The organism is Ochrobactrum sp. SFR4 (assembly GCF_019730395.1).
Classification (GTDB): domain Bacteria; phylum Pseudomonadota; class Alphaproteobacteria; order Rhizobiales; family Rhizobiaceae; genus Pseudochrobactrum.
Genome location: NZ_JAAPBB010001170.1, coordinates 1 through 245, shown reverse-complemented (window position 1 = coordinate 245; position 245 = coordinate 1). Strand labels below are relative to the sequence as shown.

Genomic DNA, 245 nt, shown 5'->3' with positions numbered 1-245 from the left:
ATCACCGGTTCCCACTGGTACAATCGGCACACGCGGTGAAGTCAGTCTTGTCTCTTCCCCGCCTTCAAACACCACATTCTCCAGTGAGCCATAGGGTGTATCGGGAAAGACACAGCCCGTTGCCACCAGTCGTGCATTGTTAAATGCCTGTATCTGACGCACCTTGTCCTGCAAAATATCGAAAGATGAAATCTCGCTGCCAGTGATCAGCCCGACTTCAAACTGGTTAGGCGTCAGCAGATCAG

At 51.8% G+C, this 245-nt stretch carries 1 pseudogene; it reads right to left on the bottom strand.

Going from position 1 to position 245, the window contains the following annotated elements:
* Nucleotides 1-245 (bottom strand): annotated as a pseudogene (locus HBA93_RS22730) (pyridoxal kinase); the annotation flags it as partial.